The 16,676-nt window shown below is 41.6% G+C and carries 15 protein-coding genes and 2 tRNA genes; 13 read left to right on the top strand and 4 right to left on the bottom strand.

Going from position 1 to position 16,676, the window contains the following annotated elements; all coding sequences use genetic code 11:
• The first annotated feature begins 153 nt into the window (after nucleotides 1–153).
• On the top strand, nucleotides 154–924 hold the full coding sequence (rlmB, locus tag CXF69_RS05775; RefSeq protein WP_102078746.1) for a 23S rRNA (guanosine(2251)-2'-O)-methyltransferase RlmB: 771 nt from the start codon (nucleotides 154–156) through the stop codon (nucleotides 922–924).
• On the opposite strand, the gene coaE is transcribed toward rlmB, so the two are convergent.
• The 4 genes from coaE to pilB all read right to left on the bottom strand — a co-directional run bounded on the left by coaE (nucleotide 887) and on the right by pilB (nucleotide 5,773).
• Entirely contained in the window at nucleotides 887–1,573 is a 687-nt protein-coding gene (coaE, locus tag CXF69_RS05770; RefSeq protein ID WP_102078745.1) for a dephospho-CoA kinase, read from the bottom strand. The two genes, rlmB and coaE, sit on opposite strands and share 38 nt — an antisense overlap.
• 141 nt (nucleotides 1,574–1,714) lie before the next feature.
• Nucleotides 1,715–2,614: a prepilin peptidase gene (locus CXF69_RS05765; protein ID WP_102078744.1), complete on the bottom strand. Its 900-nt coding sequence runs from the start codon at nucleotides 2,612–2,614 to the stop codon at nucleotides 1,715–1,717.
• A gap of 7 nt (nucleotides 2,615–2,621) precedes the next feature.
• Complete coding sequence (locus CXF69_RS05760; protein WP_102078743.1) at nucleotides 2,622–3,845, bottom strand: type II secretion system F family protein; 1,224 nt, start codon at nucleotides 3,843–3,845, stop codon at nucleotides 2,622–2,624.
• Between the two features lie 212 nt (nucleotides 3,846–4,057).
• Nucleotides 4,058–5,773, bottom strand: a complete 1,716-nt coding sequence (pilB, locus tag CXF69_RS05755; protein WP_102078742.1) for a type IV-A pilus assembly ATPase PilB — start codon at nucleotides 5,771–5,773, stop codon at nucleotides 4,058–4,060.
• 384 nt (nucleotides 5,774–6,157) lie between these two features.
• On the opposite strand from pilB, the gene tpiA reads away from it, so the two are divergent.
• From tpiA to CXF69_RS14310, 12 genes are all read left to right on the top strand, one after another.
• Complete coding sequence (tpiA, locus tag CXF69_RS05750; RefSeq protein ID WP_102078741.1) at nucleotides 6,158–6,970, top strand: triose-phosphate isomerase; 813 nt, start codon at nucleotides 6,158–6,160, stop codon at nucleotides 6,968–6,970.
• 214 nt (nucleotides 6,971–7,184) lie between these two features.
• Nucleotides 7,185–7,493 (top strand): preprotein translocase subunit SecG, encoded by a 309-nt coding sequence (secG, locus tag CXF69_RS05745; RefSeq protein WP_021814138.1) that lies wholly within the window; start codon nucleotides 7,185–7,187, stop codon nucleotides 7,491–7,493.
• 141 nt (nucleotides 7,494–7,634) lie between these two features.
• Nucleotides 7,635–7,718, top strand: a tRNA-Leu gene (locus CXF69_RS05740).
• 123 nt (nucleotides 7,719–7,841) lie between these two features.
• Nucleotides 7,842–7,918, top strand: a tRNA-Met gene (locus tag CXF69_RS05735).
• Between the two features lie 452 nt (nucleotides 7,919–8,370).
• A complete protein-coding gene (rimP, locus tag CXF69_RS05730; RefSeq protein WP_057757748.1) occupies nucleotides 8,371–8,871 on the top strand; it encodes a ribosome maturation factor RimP in 501 nt (166 codons plus the stop codon).
• Between the two features lie 131 nt (nucleotides 8,872–9,002).
• Nucleotides 9,003–10,487, top strand: a complete 1,485-nt coding sequence (gene nusA, locus CXF69_RS05725) for a transcription termination factor NusA (protein WP_057757751.1) — start codon at nucleotides 9,003–9,005, stop codon at nucleotides 10,485–10,487.
• Between the two features lie 148 nt (nucleotides 10,488–10,635).
• Nucleotides 10,636–13,371 (top strand): translation initiation factor IF-2, encoded by a 2,736-nt coding sequence (infB, locus tag CXF69_RS05720; RefSeq protein WP_102078740.1) that lies wholly within the window; start codon nucleotides 10,636–10,638, stop codon nucleotides 13,369–13,371.
• Between the two features lie 200 nt (nucleotides 13,372–13,571).
• Complete coding sequence (locus CXF69_RS05715) at nucleotides 13,572–13,961, top strand: ribosome-binding factor A (RefSeq protein ID WP_102078739.1); 390 nt, start codon at nucleotides 13,572–13,574, stop codon at nucleotides 13,959–13,961.
• Between the two features lie 9 nt (nucleotides 13,962–13,970).
• Complete coding sequence (gene truB / locus CXF69_RS05710; protein ID WP_102078738.1) at nucleotides 13,971–15,065, top strand: tRNA pseudouridine(55) synthase TruB; 1,095 nt, start codon at nucleotides 13,971–13,973, stop codon at nucleotides 15,063–15,065.
• A 386-nt stretch (nucleotides 15,066–15,451) separates the two neighbouring features.
• Nucleotides 15,452–15,976, top strand: a complete 525-nt coding sequence (locus CXF69_RS05705) for a type 1 glutamine amidotransferase domain-containing protein (RefSeq protein WP_102078737.1) — start codon at nucleotides 15,452–15,454, stop codon at nucleotides 15,974–15,976.
• A gap of 93 nt (nucleotides 15,977–16,069) precedes the next feature.
• Nucleotides 16,070–16,231, top strand: coding sequence for a hypothetical protein (locus CXF69_RS14315; protein WP_180952660.1), 162 nt, complete (start codon nucleotides 16,070–16,072; stop codon nucleotides 16,229–16,231).
• Nucleotides 16,232–16,345: 114 nt separating this feature from the next.
• Nucleotides 16,346–16,522 (top strand): hypothetical protein, encoded by a 177-nt coding sequence (locus CXF69_RS14310; RefSeq protein WP_180952659.1) that lies wholly within the window; start codon nucleotides 16,346–16,348, stop codon nucleotides 16,520–16,522.
• The last annotated feature ends 154 nt before the right edge of the window (nucleotides 16,523–16,676 follow it).

The following is a 16,676-nucleotide window of genomic DNA, read 5'->3' as shown; positions in this document are numbered from 1 at the left end:
AAACAATATCGGATTGGTATTGTTTATCTCTTTTTTTTGACGTTTGGTTTACTGTTCTCTCAACATCAATGGGTCATGACACGTAAAATCTACGTTATCTTCTTTTATCCCATCGCCTAGTGCGATATCCACTTTATATTTAGTAGGCCTATTATGGCAAAACCCATTTATTTTTACGGCATTCATGCAATTGATGCGTTACTTGAACATCGTCCTCTTGATGGTCTTAGCTTATTTGTGCAGCAAGGACGTGAGAGTGACAGCCATGTACAAGCTATCATGGCTGAAGCGGAAGCAAACGGCATTAGTATTCAACCGACCCAAAAAGACAAGCTAACGCAGTTGTGTGGTAGTCCGCAGCATCAAGGCGTGGTGCTCAATGCTCGTCCGTTAGGTTTCGCTGATGAAGGTTTGCTTGATACTATTATTGGCCGTGAACAATGCTTATTGTTGGTACTAGATCAAATTACTGATGCACATAACTTTGGCGCCTGCCTACGTACCGCAGTGGCTATGGGTGTGGATGCAGTGGTTTGTCCAAAACACCATGCAGCGAGCCTAACGCCAACAGTCGCTAAAGTATCAGTTGGCGCAGCAGAGATGATGCCGATTGTCAGCGTTACGAACTTGGCACGCACGTTGTCGCAAATCAAAAATGCAGGCGTTTTTGTATTTGGTACGGCACTTAGTGAAGAGGCTAAGCCAATACATGCCGCTGACCTAACTGGCAAGACCGCTATCATTATGGGTTCAGAAGGAGAGGGTATGCGTCGCCTGACAATGGAGAGCTGTGATGAGTTGGTTTATATTCCAATGTCAGGAAACGAGCATGGTAATCTACAGAGCCTAAACGTGAGTGTTGCTACTGGGATGGCACTGTATGAGGTCAATCGCCAGCGAACTTTAGCTGCTGGGCAAGCGTAAGGTACTCTTGGTGCAAGGGTTCTAGTTGTAGATATAGAGAGGCAAGGTCGCTCTCATTGAGTATGACATTGTCTGCATGACGATTACGCTCTTCACGACTCAGCTGATTGGTCATAATGGCCTTAATTTTTTGTATGCTTTGATCATCACGCTGACTGGCACGCGCAAGCTGCGTGTCTTCGGTGGCATCCATGACTAAAATACGTTGACATAAATTAGCCAGTCCTGCTTCTGCCGCCTCTATAAGTAGGGGCGCAGACAAGACTATATACGGTGAAGTACTAGCATCTAGCTGTGCCTTTGCTGTCTCACGTATCGCTGGGTGAGTGATAGCCTCAAGCTCAATCAGCGCTTCAGGATTTGCAAATACGTGTGTACGTACAGCAGCCCTATCCATGACACCCTCATCCGTCAGTATCCAATCACCAAACTTTTTCTGGATTTTCTGCAGAGTGGTGCTACCTTTAGCGACAGTCTCATGGGCGATCACGTCTGCATCAATAATATCGATGCCTTGCTCAGCAAACCAAGCACTAGCGGCAGATTTGCCACTACCGATACCACCCGTCAAACCAACCACGAGCTTCTTATTTTTTGGTTGCGTGGTTTGTGGTTGGTGTGAATAAGAGTGCGATATATTTTTTGACATAATAGTGGCTTATCTGATAGATAGAACAATGAATGCAGCTTTGAACTCACAATCGGCCTTGTAAAGCTTTACTTATGAGTCGCTGCCGAAAATTTCCTACAATGATATTTACTACAATAATCTAATGTGCGCTGTCAGTTATTAGACATACATACCGAGATACCAGCTGACGATATCTGAGCCGTATAATAAGGCAGCAATACCTGCAATAGCGATATAAGGCCCAAAAGCAAAAGGTCGGCTTTCACCCTGTTTTTTCATCAAGATCAGCCCAACGATAGAGCCGAGTAAAGATGATAGTAGAATAATCAAAGGTAACATCATAGGTCCGAGCCAAGCACCTAATACTGCTAGTAATTTAAAATCCCCTTGACCCATTCCATGTTTTTTAGTTATTAAGTAAAACACCTTGACTACTATCCATAGCGATAAAAACCCAAGTAGTAATCCCCATATCGACTGTGTTGGTGTGACAAACCAACTTTGTGAATTCACCGCTAATCCTAAGCCTGCCAAAGGAAAGGTAAGACGATCGGGTAGTAACTGTGTGTCAAAGTCGATACCTGTTAGAGCTACCAGTGTCCATACTAAAACCAATGCGGACAAGCCTGTAGTATTTACCCCAAACTTATATATTACTAATACAGATAAGAGGGCAGTTACTAGCTCAACGAGAGGATAACGCAGACCAATAGATGCTTTGCAACTTGAACAGCGTCCGCGTAGTAACAGCCAACTTATTAAAGGGATGTTTTCATACCACTTAATTTTATGTGCGCAATGAGGGCAGCGAGAGGCAGGTCGACTTAAAGTAATCGGTTGGTCAGTAGCGACAATATCTGCTATAGGCAGCGTATGCTCGCGTGGCATATCTGCCTGTTCAGACATAAACTGGCTACACTCTTGTCTCCAACCATGCAACATCATCAGCGGTATGCGATGAATCACAACATTTAAAAAACTGCCAACACAAAGACCTAATAGGCCAAATACGAATAAAGCTAGGGTACTGTTCTCTTGTAGTAACTGTATAAATTGCATCAAATCATTATCCTACTACTGAGCCCATCTGGAAGATTGGTAAGTACATTGCGATGACTAGACCTCCAACTAATACACCTAATACTGCCATAATTAACGGTTCCATTAAGCTCGTCAAACCATCAACCGCATTATCAACTTCGTTTTCGTAGTAGACAGCAACTTTATCTAGCATTTCTTCTAAACTACCAGACTCTTCACCAATGCCAACCATCTGAATAACTAAGCTTGGGAACAAGTTGGTCGAGCGTATGGAGAACTGTAATTGCTGACCAGTGGATACATCATTCTTGATTTGTTGAGTGGCATTATAAAATACAACATTATTAGTCGCACCGGCAGTGGAGTCTAGGGCATCGATAAGCGGCACACCAGCAGCAAAAGTTGTAGATAGTGTACGAGAAAAACGTGCAATAATCGCTTGATAAGCAATGTTGCCAAATATCGGAGCTTTTAGCGTAGCCCGATCTAAAAAGTCACGGAATTTTTTAGATCTTTTTTTAGCTTCTGAAAAGCCGATGATTGTACCGCCGATAGCAATGATAAGGATAAACCACCATGCCTGCATCCATTCGGACATGCCAACAACCATTTGAGTAAAGGCGGGTAGTTCTGCACCAAATGAACTAAATAAGTCAGAGAACACAGGTACTACTTTTATTAATAGAATCATAGTAACAATGATAGCAACCACGATAACGGCAATAGGATACTTCATTGCCTTTTTTATTTTTGCTTTCAGAAGCTCACTCTTTTCTTTGTAAGTAGCGACTCGCTCAAGCATCGTCTCAAGTGCACCTGATTGTTCGCCTGATTCAACAAGTGAACAAAATAAATCATCAAAATAACGAGGATGTTTGCGCAAAGAAGAGGCAAAGGTGCCACCTGCTTCAATATCTGCTTTTATTTTCAATACTAAGTCTTTCATACTTGGATTATCGAGCGAGTCGGCGACAATCTCAAAGGACTGGGTCAACGGTACACCTGCTTTCATCATTGTTGCCAACTGCCGAGCAAAAATAGCAATATCAATGGCTTTAATTGCTTTTTTGAAGGTATAAAGAGGTTTTGGTTTTTTCTTAATCCCTTTAACCGTGATGCCTTGTTTACGTAGGGTTGCTTTCGCTAGCTCTAAGTTACGACTGGTGGTTTCTCCCTTAACTTTCTGCCCGCGTCGGTTCACACCGTCGTAAACGAAATCTAATAACATGTCGGTCTTAGCTTTTGCCATATTACTACCCTCAAAATTGTCCAATATATATTGTAAATTTACAATAGAATACCAGACTTAAAATACCAGTCAGGCATACTTTATTTTAGCGTAAAAAACCAGTGTTTATCTGTTCTATTTTTAAAGATATAAGATAAAGGACATTGCTGGTTTATAAATCAGTTACCAACTAATAGTTAGAATACTAAGACTTATAATATAAATTTTATTTATTATTCAGAAGTCACCCGCATCATTTCTTGAATACTCGTGACACCTTGCAAAACTTTTAAGATCCCAGAACGTCGCAAGTCGCGGAAACCATTCTTGATGGCAGCGTCTTTGATATCTATTGCGTTACCATCTTCCATAATAATGCGTGAAATATCAGGGCTGACCTTCATCACCTCATAGATACCTACACGGCCTTTATAACCTTCACGGCATTCATTACAGCCGACTGGTTCATAAATGATATTATCAGTGTTATCTAAATCAGTATCGGTAAAACCAATCTCTAATAAGCTCTGACGCGGGATGTTAATAGGTTTTTTACAGTTCTTACAGAGACGTCGTGCCAATCGTTGAGCAATGACTAGGTTGACTGACGTGGCAATATTAAAAGAAGCGACGCCCATGTTGCGTAGACGCGTTAATGTTTCAGGCGCTGAGTTGGTATGCAAAGTAGAAAGAACCATATGTCCAGTCTGTGCTGCCTTAATAGCGATCTCAGCAGTCTCAAGGTCACGAATCTCACCAACCATGACAATATCAGGGTCTTGACGCAAAAAAGACTTGAGTGCATTGGCAAACGTGAGACCAACTTTGGCGTTAACATTGACCTGGTTAATTCCTTCAAGGTTAATTTCGACTGGATCTTCAGCCGTTGAGATATTGGTTGCGCCAGTATTTAAGATATTGATACCAGTATAAAGTGATACGGTCTTACCAGAACCAGTAGGACCAGTGATAAGCAACATGCCCTGCGGTTTGTGTAATGCCTCTAGAAACATTTCCTGCTGATCTGGTTCATAGCCCAATGCATCAATACCTAACATGGCTGATGATGGATCAAGGATACGCAAAACAAGCTTTTCACCGAATAACGTCGGTAATGAGTTTACCCGGAAATCAATCGCTTTATTTTTAGAAATTTTTAGTTTAATACGCCCATCTTGCGGCACCCGACGTTCTGAAATATCCATCTGAGACATGACTTTGAGACGTGCTGCAATTTTATTTGCAAGTTGAACTGGTGGATTAGCCATTTTCTGCATGACGCCATCGACACGAAATCGTACTCTGAAAGACTTTTCATATGGCTCGAAATGTAAATCAGAAGCACCCATACGGATAGCATCTACCAACATTTTATTGACGAACTTTACAACAGGTGCTTCATCGACGCCGTCATTCAGCTGAGTCTCACCATCCTCTTTATCTTCATTACCATCTTCAAAGTCGACATTTAGGTCGCTATTAGAAAAGCTATCAAAGCTTTGCATCGTATCTGCATATGCACTTTCAATACGCTTTTTAAGCTTATTTTCTTCGACAACAATGGTTTCTATCGACAGGCGAGAATTAAAGGCAATCGCATCAATAGCATCAACGCGTGTGGGATCACTTAGTGCGACAAACAGGCGTTGTCCTCGTTTAAAGAGTGGTAATGCATTAAACTTGCGAACGATTTTTTCATCAACCAAGTCTTTTGGAATAACATCAACATTTAATGCATCAAGATCGAATAGAGGGTCGCCGAAAGCTTGGGATAGCATTTGGGCAAGTTGATAAGCATCGGCCAGTTTATTGTCTACTAGATAGGGTACCAGTCCTATTTGCTGCTGCTGCGACTCAATCTGTGCCGTCTTCATATTCGCTTCACTAACGACACCGTCGCTAATCAGTTGCTGTGCTAGACCGCCGTACTTACTGGTTGCGATAGACATTATAACCTCTCCTTTGATACAAAATATTCTGTAGACTTGCTTGGTATTGCACGCTATATACTTGTCGTTGCTAGTTGATAACTCACTATAACTGTTTTGCTTTGTTTATCTTATCTACCTGTATATCTATATATAGAACCAGCAACAATATTTGATTTTATAAACTCTGTAGTATAGAACTTTACTTTAGTTTGAAAAAATTATATATACCATTAGACGACTAGCTCGTAAAAATAACGGTCTATTGATGTATTGTCTGTAGATAAGTTTGCAGAAGTGATTCTGCTCATGGTGGCACGCTACTATAGCACTTACGAATTATTTGTTATACTGACGCGCATATTAGCCGAATTGGCATGAATACATGAGACAAGGTAAATAAGTATGCAAGCTTGGGTAATTGGCAATTGGAAACAGAATCCTGCGACTAACAGTGCTGTCAATGCACTATTGGACGACTTATTGACTAAAGTTAATACTGAAGAACAAGCCAACTCGCAGGTGTCAAAAAACCGCTGTAAATTAATGGTAGCGCCAAGTTGTGTTCATTTAAATACAGTGAGTACGAGTCTAGCAGATAGCTCAATACTCTGTGCCGCACAGGACGTTAGTACCTATAGTGCAAGTACAGGAGCCTATACAGGTGACTGTTCAGCACAGCAGGTAGCAGATGCAGGTGCTACTTGGACGCTACTTGGCCACTCTGAGCGTCGCCAATATCACAAAGAGTCTCATGATTGCCTGATAAGCAAATTGTCTCATGCGTTTTCTCAGAAATTAGGTGTGGTGTTTTGCATCGGCGAAACGCAAGAGCAGTACGACAATGGTCAAACACTCGACGTTATCAATGAGCAACTCTCGGTTATTAAGGACTTACTGACTCAGCAGCCAGATTTAGCATCATCGTTATCTAAAAATCTGCTCATCGCTTACGAACCTGTATGGGCCATTGGTACAGGTAAAGTGCCTACTGTGGCAGAAGTGAGTAAGACTCATCAGTATATCAAGCAGACGGTTGCAAGCTTTGCTGATATAACAGATACGATTACCGTGCTGTATGGCGGTAGTGTTAATACTAATAATGCCAATAGCTTTGCTTCTGACGCTATGATTGATGGTGCATTAGTGGGCGGCGCCTCATTAAAAGCAGAGAGCTTCCTAGCGATTGCCGATGCCTTTAACCAAGCCAATGCTTAAATGAATAAATAACGCTCAGATATCAAGATCATAGCTTATAGACAGTATGGTTTTATCGGTTAGTAAAAGTAGGTTTAACACTGCCCTTGCAATCGTGTACAATGCGCCTTATTTATATAGTCGATCTGGCATTTGATCATGCCGATTGTCATTCTATTAACCTTACGTTTTATTTTCCGTTATCAGTCGTCATTACGCGGCAAAAGAGGCCACCATGTTTACGTTTATATTAGCCCTGCATATTATTGTGGCCATTGCCATGATCGGCTTGATTCTGATACAGCATGGTAAAGGGGCAGACGCTGGAGCTTCTTTTGGTGCCGGTTCATCAGGTACAGTATTTGGCGCAGCAGGTACTGCTAACTTTTTGACGCGTGCTACGGCAGTACTAACGGTCATATTTTTTATTACGAGTATGACACTTGCTGTTCATGCTCGTAAGCAAGCAGAAGATCAGTTTCGTCTAGATGCGCCAGTTTCAGCACCGCAAACGCCGCGTCCATTGACTCAAAATCCTGAGTAACCCTCTTTTAAGTAGGCAGCGCTTGCTATTTTGGTAGGTTAGATTTACAATGCTTTCCTGTTTTCGCAACTCCTATTCTATAGATGCCTACCTTAAGCATCATTGATTATAGACTGGACGATAGAGACAGAGCAGTACAATGCGATTGTGGTGGAATGGTAGACACGCCATCTTGAGGGGGTGGTGGCGAAAGCTGTGGGGGTTCAAGTCCCCCCAATCGCACCAAGTTTTACAGACGTAGCATAGCGTCAGGTTGGATTTTTAGCAGATAATACTTATTTTATAATTAATTTAAAAAAAGTATTGACACTTCTACAAAACCTCCCTATAATATGCGTTCTAGATTGATGCGGGGTGGAGCAGTCTGGTAGCTCGTCGGGCTCATAACCCGAAGGTCGTTGGTTCAAATCCAGCCCCCGCTACCACTTTTTATACTGATGTTTTGTACACTAAATTTGTCAGTACCGATTAGCCCACCATTATGTTTGTGGGTTTTTTTGTATCTGAAGGTCAGTGTTATCGCGGTATCTATCCTACTTATGCTAAGCTCTAAGTCTATAGAGTACGATATTACTCGTCACTGGTCATCATCGGCCGCTACCGGCACGATGCTTCTTAAGCAACACTATCTTTTATTCCTCATACTTTTATCGATAGTAGTGCTTTATAAATAATAAAAGCATTGTTTGGCCGAGCTTGATGTTTTTTACGCTCGTCCCTATATAAATGCACAATATGTATCATATATTTGTGATTTAAAATTATATACTGACCGTGATTCTGATCATTATAAGATTGCTATATATAGATAAGAGTCAATCTTTAATACGGTTTATTAAGTACGATAGATAAGTGAATAGGAAAATACAAAGAGATTATGAAGCTTTCGACTAAAGTTGCAGAACTGACTAATATTATTGCCCCTGCTGTGGCCGCTTGTGATGTATCACTATGGGGTATCGAGTTTGCGCCACAAGGTCGTCGCTCTTTACTACGTATCTATATTGAGGCATTGCCAGAAGAGCAAGCCCAAGATAAACAAGTAACGATTGAAGACTGCGCGGCAGTAAATCACCAAGTAAGCGGTATCTTAGAAGTTCATGATCCTATCGCTGGTGAGTACATCTTAGAAGTATCTTCGCCTGGTTTTGATCGTGCGTTTTTCTCAGATGAGCAAATGCATGCGTATGTTGGTCAAACTGTGAGCTTGCGTCTGATTCAAGCTATCGGTACAGGTGATCAAAAACGTCGTAAAGCCACAGGCACTTTAGATAGTATTGATGAAAACTCTTTAAAACTGACGTCAAGTGATGGCGAGCAGTTTGAGATTGCACTAAGTAATATTGATAAAGCCAATTTGATTTATGAAGATGCCTAGATTTTTACTAGGGTAACTGTTTATAGACAGTTTTATCTTCCAATAGCTTATGTGGCTTATAGCAACTATATAATAGCAGCACCCAAATTATAAAATTTAAGTCAATTAAAAAATGATAGGACAGGTATAGCATGAGTCGTGAAATCTTAACGGTAGTAGAAACTGTCAGTAATGAAAAGGGCTTAAATCCTGAAGATATCTTTGAAGCAATTGAAGACGCTTTAGTGGTATCGACTAAGAAAAAAGTATATACCGAGCAGCCAGAAGTGGCTGTACGGGTAGCAATCGACCGTGCAACTGGCGATTACGATACTTATCGTTACTGGACAGTGGTTGCAGATGAAGACCATGAAATGCCAGCTTGTCAGCTTGCTATCACCGATCTTGATCAAGAAGAATGGTCAATTGGTGATATTAAAGAAGAGCAAATTGAATCAATCGAATTTGGTCGTATTGCTGCTACTCAAGCCAAACAGGTCATCATCCAAAAAATTCGTGAAGCTGAGCGTGCACTAGTTGCAGATGCTTTCGAGCCACGTGTTGGTGAGATGATGTATGGCGAAGTCAAAAAACAGACTCGTGATGGGTACATTATTGATTTGGGTGACAATGCCGAAGGTTATTTGTCACGTGATCAAATGTTGCCACGCGAACAACTACGTGCAAAATCGCGTATTAACGCTATCTTGTACCATGTAAACCGTGAAAACCGAGGTGCCCAGTTACTGTTATCTCGCACACATCCTGAAATGCTATCAGCACTGATGCAAAAAGAAGTGCCTGAGATTGCAGAACAAATTATCGAAATTCGTAATGTCGCTCGTCTACCAGGTACTCGTGCTAAAATAGCCGTGAAGACTAACGATCATCGTATCGATCCAGTTGGTGCCTGTATCGGTATGCGTGGTACACGTATCCAAGCAGTACAGCAAGAGTTAGACGGTGAGCGTATTGATGTGGTGGTATGGTCAGATGATCCTGCCCAGTTTATCATCAGCTCTCTAGAGCCTGCTGACGTAAGCAGTATCATTTTAGATGAAGATACGCAAACAGCAGATATTATCTTTAGCACCAATGATCAATTGGCACGTGCTATTGGCTCACAAGGTCAAAACGTACGTCTAGCGTCTGAGTTAACGGGCTATAAGCTTAATATGATGCTCGAAGAAGAGTATCAGCAACGTCAACAAAACGAATCGAAAGCGTTTATTGAATTATTCTATGAGCGCCTAGAAGTAGATAAAGATTTAGCACAGGCATTGGTTGATATTGGTTTTACCAGTATCGAAGAAGTGGCCTATGTACCAGTTGAGACTTTCTATGATATCGAAGGTCTAGACGATGAAGCGATTGATATGATTCAAGAGCGTGCTAAAGAAGTCGTCATCGCTGATGAACTGGTCAAACAACAGAACATGAAAGAGCCAAGTCAAGAGCTTCAAGAGCTTGAAGGTATGACAGTCAGTTGGGCTTATAAAATGGCGCAAAAAGACATCATTACTGTTGATGACTTGGCAGAACAAGCCGTCTTCGATCTAGAAGATATCGAAGGATTAGACTCTGAAACTGCAGGAAAACTCATCATGAAAGCTCGGGAATCTTGGTTCGATGAATAAGCGGTAACTGCATATCGCTGTCTTTTGGTGATATGCTATTGAGAATAAAGCGCTGATATCTATTTATAAGTATCAGCCTTAACCCAATCATTTGTAGCCAACAACTGAATTGAACATATAGCAAATAATAGACAGTAGGTGATAATAAATGGCAGATAAGACCGTCAAAGAACTGGCAGAAATGGTAGGCAAAACTACAGATGCTGTAAAGCAGCAATTAGTAGATGCTGGCCTGCCTGCTCGCGCAGAGGATGACCTAGTCACCGAGCTTGAGCAAGAAAAGCTGGTGACGTATTTAAAGCAAAGTCATGGTCAACAAGAAAAGCGTCGTATTAGTCTTAAATCTAAGACGACCAGTACTGCACGTGTGACCGGCTCTTCTGGTAAATCTAAGAGCGTCAATGTAGAAGTGCGTAAAAAGAAAGTATTTGAAAAGCCTGATCCAGAAAAAATGGCTGAAGAGCTAGCCGCTCGTGAGCAGGCTCTGGTTGAGTCTCAAGAACGTGCAGCCAAAGAAGCTGAAGAACGCGCCGCTACTAAGAAAAAAGCGGAAGAGCGTCAAGCGGCAACCTTAGCAGCGATGCGTGCAAGTTTAGGCTCTAGCAAAAAATCAGACGACAAAAACGATGATATTTCTACGTCAGTTGTCGTTAAAAAAGGCGGTAAAGCGAGCAAAGCCACTGTTGAAGTTAAGCCTAAAGAACAGCCAAAGAAAAAAGTTGCTGCTACTAAGCCTAAAGTGGAAACCGCTGCTGAGCGTAAAGCTCGCGAAACTCGTGAGAAAGAAGAAGCGCGTCTGCGTGAAATCGAATTAGAGACCCGCCGTACTCAAGCTGAAGAAGCACAAAAGCGTACACTTGAGCAAATGCGTAAAATGGCTGGTAAATATACCGACCGTGAGCCTGTTACTGAAGTGCGTAAAGATGAACCATTGGCTGAAGGTCTGGTCGGTGATGCATTAGAAGAATCATTTGAAAAAGAGCGTCGCGAAATCAAACGTGGTGCAAATAGCACGGGTACTCGCGGTCGTCGTCGTAAGAATCAAGATGAGCGTGAGATCAAAAACCGTAAAAACGGTTTGCGTTCAACACAAGCATCACAGCATAAGTTTGAAAAACCTGTCGAAAAAATCGTCTATGATGTTGAGATTAGTGAGCAAATTTCAGTTGCTGATCTTGCTCAGCGTATGGCGGTTAAAGCTCGCGAAGTCACTAAGCTACTTATGAAAATGGGCGAAATGGCTCGTGAATCAGACACGATTGATCAAGCAACTGCAAGTTTGCTGGTTGAAGAGATGGGTCATAACCCAGTACCAGTCAGTGATACCAAAGTGGAAGACGATCTACAAGATGCCGTTGATGAGCGTAGTAGTAACGTTCAAACACGCCCACCAGTCGTAACCATCATGGGTCACGTCGATCATGGTAAGACATCATTGCTTGATAAAATTCGTGAAACAAAAGTTGCGAATGGTGAAGCGGGTGGTATTACTCAGCATATCGGTGCTTACCACGTAAAAACCGAGCGCGGTGTTATTACTTTCCTTGACACCCCGGGTCACGCGGCCTTTAGTGCGATGCGTTCACGCGGTGCTCAGGCGACTGATATTGTTGTACTTGTCGTCGCAGCTGATGATGGCATGATGCCACAAACGGCAGAAGCGATTGATCATGCACGTGCTGCTGGTACGCCGATTATTGTCGCTATTAATAAAATGGATAAGCCAAGTGCTGATCCTGACCGTGTTCTCAATGAATTGACAACGAAAGAAGTCATCTCAGAAGAGTGGGGCGGTGACACACCAATGGCACGTATCTCTGCCAAAACTGGTGAAGGTATTGACGACTTACTAGAGTTTATTAGCTTACAAGCTGAGCTAATGGAGCTAGAAGCGCCACTAGACGGTGCTGCACAAGGCGTGGTCATTGAATCAAGACTTGAAAAAGGTCGTGGTCCTGTTGTTAGTGTCTTAGTTAAGAAAGGTACATTGAAGCAAGGCGACTTGGTTCTAGCTGGTGAGCACTATGGTAAAGTTCGTGCACTAACTGACGAGCATGGCCAACGTATCAAGTCGGCTGGTCCGTCTATCCCTGTAGAGATTTTGGGCTTGCCTGAAACACCTGCTGCTGGTAGCGAGTTCCTAGTTGTGACGGATGAGAAAAAAGCTCGTGAAGTTGCGGACTTTAGAACCAACCGTGAGCGTGAGCGTCAACTTGAGCGTCAAAATGCCATGCGTTTGGAAAGCATGTTTGATCAGATGGGCCAAGGCGATGTGTCATTCTTGAATATCGTACTGAAAACAGATGTACGTGGTTCACTTGAAGCACTACTAGCTGCCCTAAACGAATTATCTACTGACGAAGTAAAAGTCAGAGTGATTAGTTCAGGCGTTGGTCCTATCTCTGAGTCTGACGTAACCCTTGCAGAATCTAGTGAAGCGGTACTATTAGGATTCAACGTTCGTGCAGATGCTACCGCACGTCGTAAAGCAGACACTGCTAACATGGATATTCGCTACTACAGCGTAATCTATGGTTTGATCGATGATGTTAAATCAGCAATGAGCGGTATGCTTGCTCCTGAACATCGCGAGAAAATCCTTGGTGTTGCAGACGTTCGTGAAGTATTCCGTTCTAGTAAGTTTGGTGCTGCTGCTGGTTGTATGGTGGTCGAAGGTACAATTTATCGCAACAAACCTATCCGCGTATTGCGTGATGATCAAGTTATCTTTACTGGTCAATTGCAATCATTGCGTCGTTATAAAGAAGACGTTAACGAAGTACGTACTGGTATGGAATGTGGTTTGGCCGTTCGTGGCTATGATGTTGAAGCTGGCGATAAGATCGAAGTCTTTGAAATCCAAGAGTTCGCACGTACTATCTAAAGCTGTTGTTCGATAGCAGAGTATGTATTAATGCAATATGCGTAATCCGCTGAGCTTTTAGATACTTTGCTAATATCCAGCTGTACTTAGGCCTAACAGGTACATCCTGCTAGGCCTTTTTTAGCACATATCAGTGCAACATCTATTAATCAGCAGACTTATACAGTAATAAAATAAGCCCATTAAAGTAAGGTAATAACATGAACCAACGTTTACAAAGATTATCGGATCAGATTCAGCGTGAGCTTGCTGTTCTTATTCGCGATGAAGTCAATGACCCTCGTCTAACGGGTTTTGTCACGATCTCTAGCGTCAAAGTTAGCCCAGATTTAGGCTATGCGGACGTCTATGTCACTATCATGGAGCCTGAGCTCAATGATGCTATGAACAAGACCAATCATGAAGAAAGCATCAAAGTACTAAATAAAGCGGCAGGATTCTTGCGTACAGAATTAAGCCATAGCTTAAAGACACGTACTACGCCGCGCCTACGTTTTCATTATGATGAAGTGACTGCTCGTGGTAACTACATGATGGACTTGATTAGTAAGGCCGTGACTAAAACTGAGCAAAACGAGAATGACGAGTAAATTATTATTATGTCTATAGCGTCTAAGCAAGTTGATAAAAAAGCCAATATGACACCTGAAAAAGTAAAAGTTTCAGGTGTCATATTGGTGGATAAACCCAAAGGTATGACCTCGCAGCAAGTCGTGTCAAAAGTGAAGTATTTATTTAAATCACCGATACACGATAGTAAAAAGGCAGGGCATACAGGGACGCTTGATCCGATGGCAACTGGCCTGCTGCCTATTTGCTTGGGTGAAGCCACCAAGTTTAGCCATTATCAACTGGATGCTGATAAATCTTATCAAGCGACTATCTTGCTAGGTAGTCAAACCGATACTGGTGATGCTGATGGCCAAATCGTAACGCAGGCTTCTATTCCCGTATTTGACGAAGCATCATTGGCGACTATTGCACAGCAGTTTTTGGGTGCTCAGCAGCAAATACCACCGATGTATTCAGCGCTAAAAAAAGATGGTAAAAAACTGTATGAATATGCTCGTGCAGGTATTGAGGTTGATAGGCCGCCTAGAGATATCACGATTAAAGCAATCAACCTACAGATGATAGATGATACCCAGATGAGTCTAACGGTTACTTGTACTAAAGGTACTTACGTACGTGTATTAGCGGAAGATATTGCAAAGCAGCTAGGTACGCTAGGACATTTGACGGCATTACGCCGTACACAGGTAGGTAACTTCAGCATAGATGATGCGATCGCTTTATCATCGTTAGAAGGGCATAGTTTAGAGGAGCGTCAGTCTTGGCTACTGCCCATCGATGCTTGTATTGATATCGATGCTGAGCTAACCCTGACAGAGGAACAATGCGCCCGCGTACATATGGGGCAACGCTTAAACGTATTTGATGAGCTAACAGGTAAGCTCAAGGATTATGTTGCTAGAATGGTTTCTGACCAGCTGTCTAAGAATAGCTCTGTCGGTATTGATGGTAACGCTAGCACCAATGGTAAAGCTGATACTGGACTTGATGATGCGCCTCAGCTCCTAGAGCATGAAATACCTATTGATATACGTCTACTCAATGAGCAGGGAGAATTTCTCGGTTTGGGGTCTGTGAGCTTAAACGGACGTCTACAACCTAAGAAATTGATTCAGCGCTAATAGTAAAGTTTTCATCAATGCTACTTAAATAGAGAAACTACCACCTAATATTGGCTTGATTTACTAATAGTTTACACTAATCACATACCGTCACATTTTATTGCAGGTTTCGCCTATGGTGAAACCTGTTTTTTTTGTACTCTAGATTCATCAGATAGGGAATGCTGAGTTAAAAAATAAAACGGACAAATATTATAAAAATAAAAAATTGCCATAAGGTTAATAACTAAAACGATAAACAATTAAAAGTAAAAACCAATGCAGAAAGGACGCATTTGAACAAAAATAAAATAGTTCAAAGGAGAATGTACTGCCAAACAATAATAAAACTAACTTATAAAAATATACTGGCTCACAAAAACTAATAGATAAGAAGAAGGAAAGTTATGAAAACGATCGCTTTTTTACTACATAACCACTTTGAACAAGCAGAGTATGAAGACGTCAATAATCAGCTAAAAGACAAAGGCTATAAAACACTTCTCATAACAACAAATGATAAAAAAGAAGTGCAAGCCATGCAGCAAGACGTAGATAAGAGTGATACTTTTACTGCTGATATCTTTGTAGAAGATGCTAACGTTTCTGACTATGATGCATTGGTGTTACCAGGTGGTACTGTCAACGCTGATACTATTCGTGGTAACGAAAAGGCTCATCAAATTATCAATGCTATAAATGAAGCAGGAAAGCCACTAGCTGTTATTTGTCATGCTCCTTGGGCTCTCATCAATACAGGTATTGCTAAAGGCAAAACCCTTACCGCTTATCCTACTTTGCAACTAGATTTAGAAAATGCTGGAGCAAACTACGTAGATAAGACAGTACAAGTAGATGGCAATCTTATTACCTCGCGTAACCCAGACGATATTCCTAATTTTGTTGATGCCATAGATAAAGCATTATCTTAGAATTTTGGCTTCTAACTAAAAAAATTTAATTAAGTACTACTAAATCTTAACTCTGTACAATTAATATTTATAACCATAACTAAGGAAAATATTATGTCAAACTCTAACCCAAACGATACTAAACTTGAGCAACAACGTTCTGATTCAGCAGAAGCAGCACTTAAAGGTCAAACTGAAGACAATCACAATGAAAATAGCGAAGCAGCAGCAGAACGTATCGCAGCTAATTTAGAAAGCGCGAAAGAAGACAAGTAAGTTTTTAATATGCCGCCTGTAATAGGGTGGCATTAATACGTTTATAGTTTGCACGTCTTATGATCGATGAGTGCAACGACAGTTAGTCCACAAAATAATAATTCAGGAGCTAGTATGAGTAATTCATTGAACAAGATGGACGAGCAGGAAAAAGAGATTGAAAAGCTTGCAGAAGAAATCAACCCAAGTGAGCATACTGCCCCAGACAGCTTAGCGGAAGTAACCACTGCCGCGCCTCTTGAAGATGATGAACTAGGCGGCAATGCGAAAGAAGCTGATGTTAATAAATAGACTACTTAGGTAGGATGTTAATAGCTAGTTATCTATAGAATACTAGGGCGTGTCTTCAATTGGATAAGCCCTAAATAATAGTTACAATACCGCATCTATTGAGTCGATGCGAGAAATACAAGTTATGGCAAGAAAAGCATTAACAGATACGCTC

Origin of the sequence: Psychrobacter sp. Choline-02u-9 (genome assembly GCF_002836505.1) — a bacterium.
In the GTDB taxonomy this organism is placed as follows: domain Bacteria; phylum Pseudomonadota; class Gammaproteobacteria; order Pseudomonadales; family Moraxellaceae; genus Psychrobacter.
This window is presented reverse-complemented; position numbering and strand designations above follow the sequence as displayed.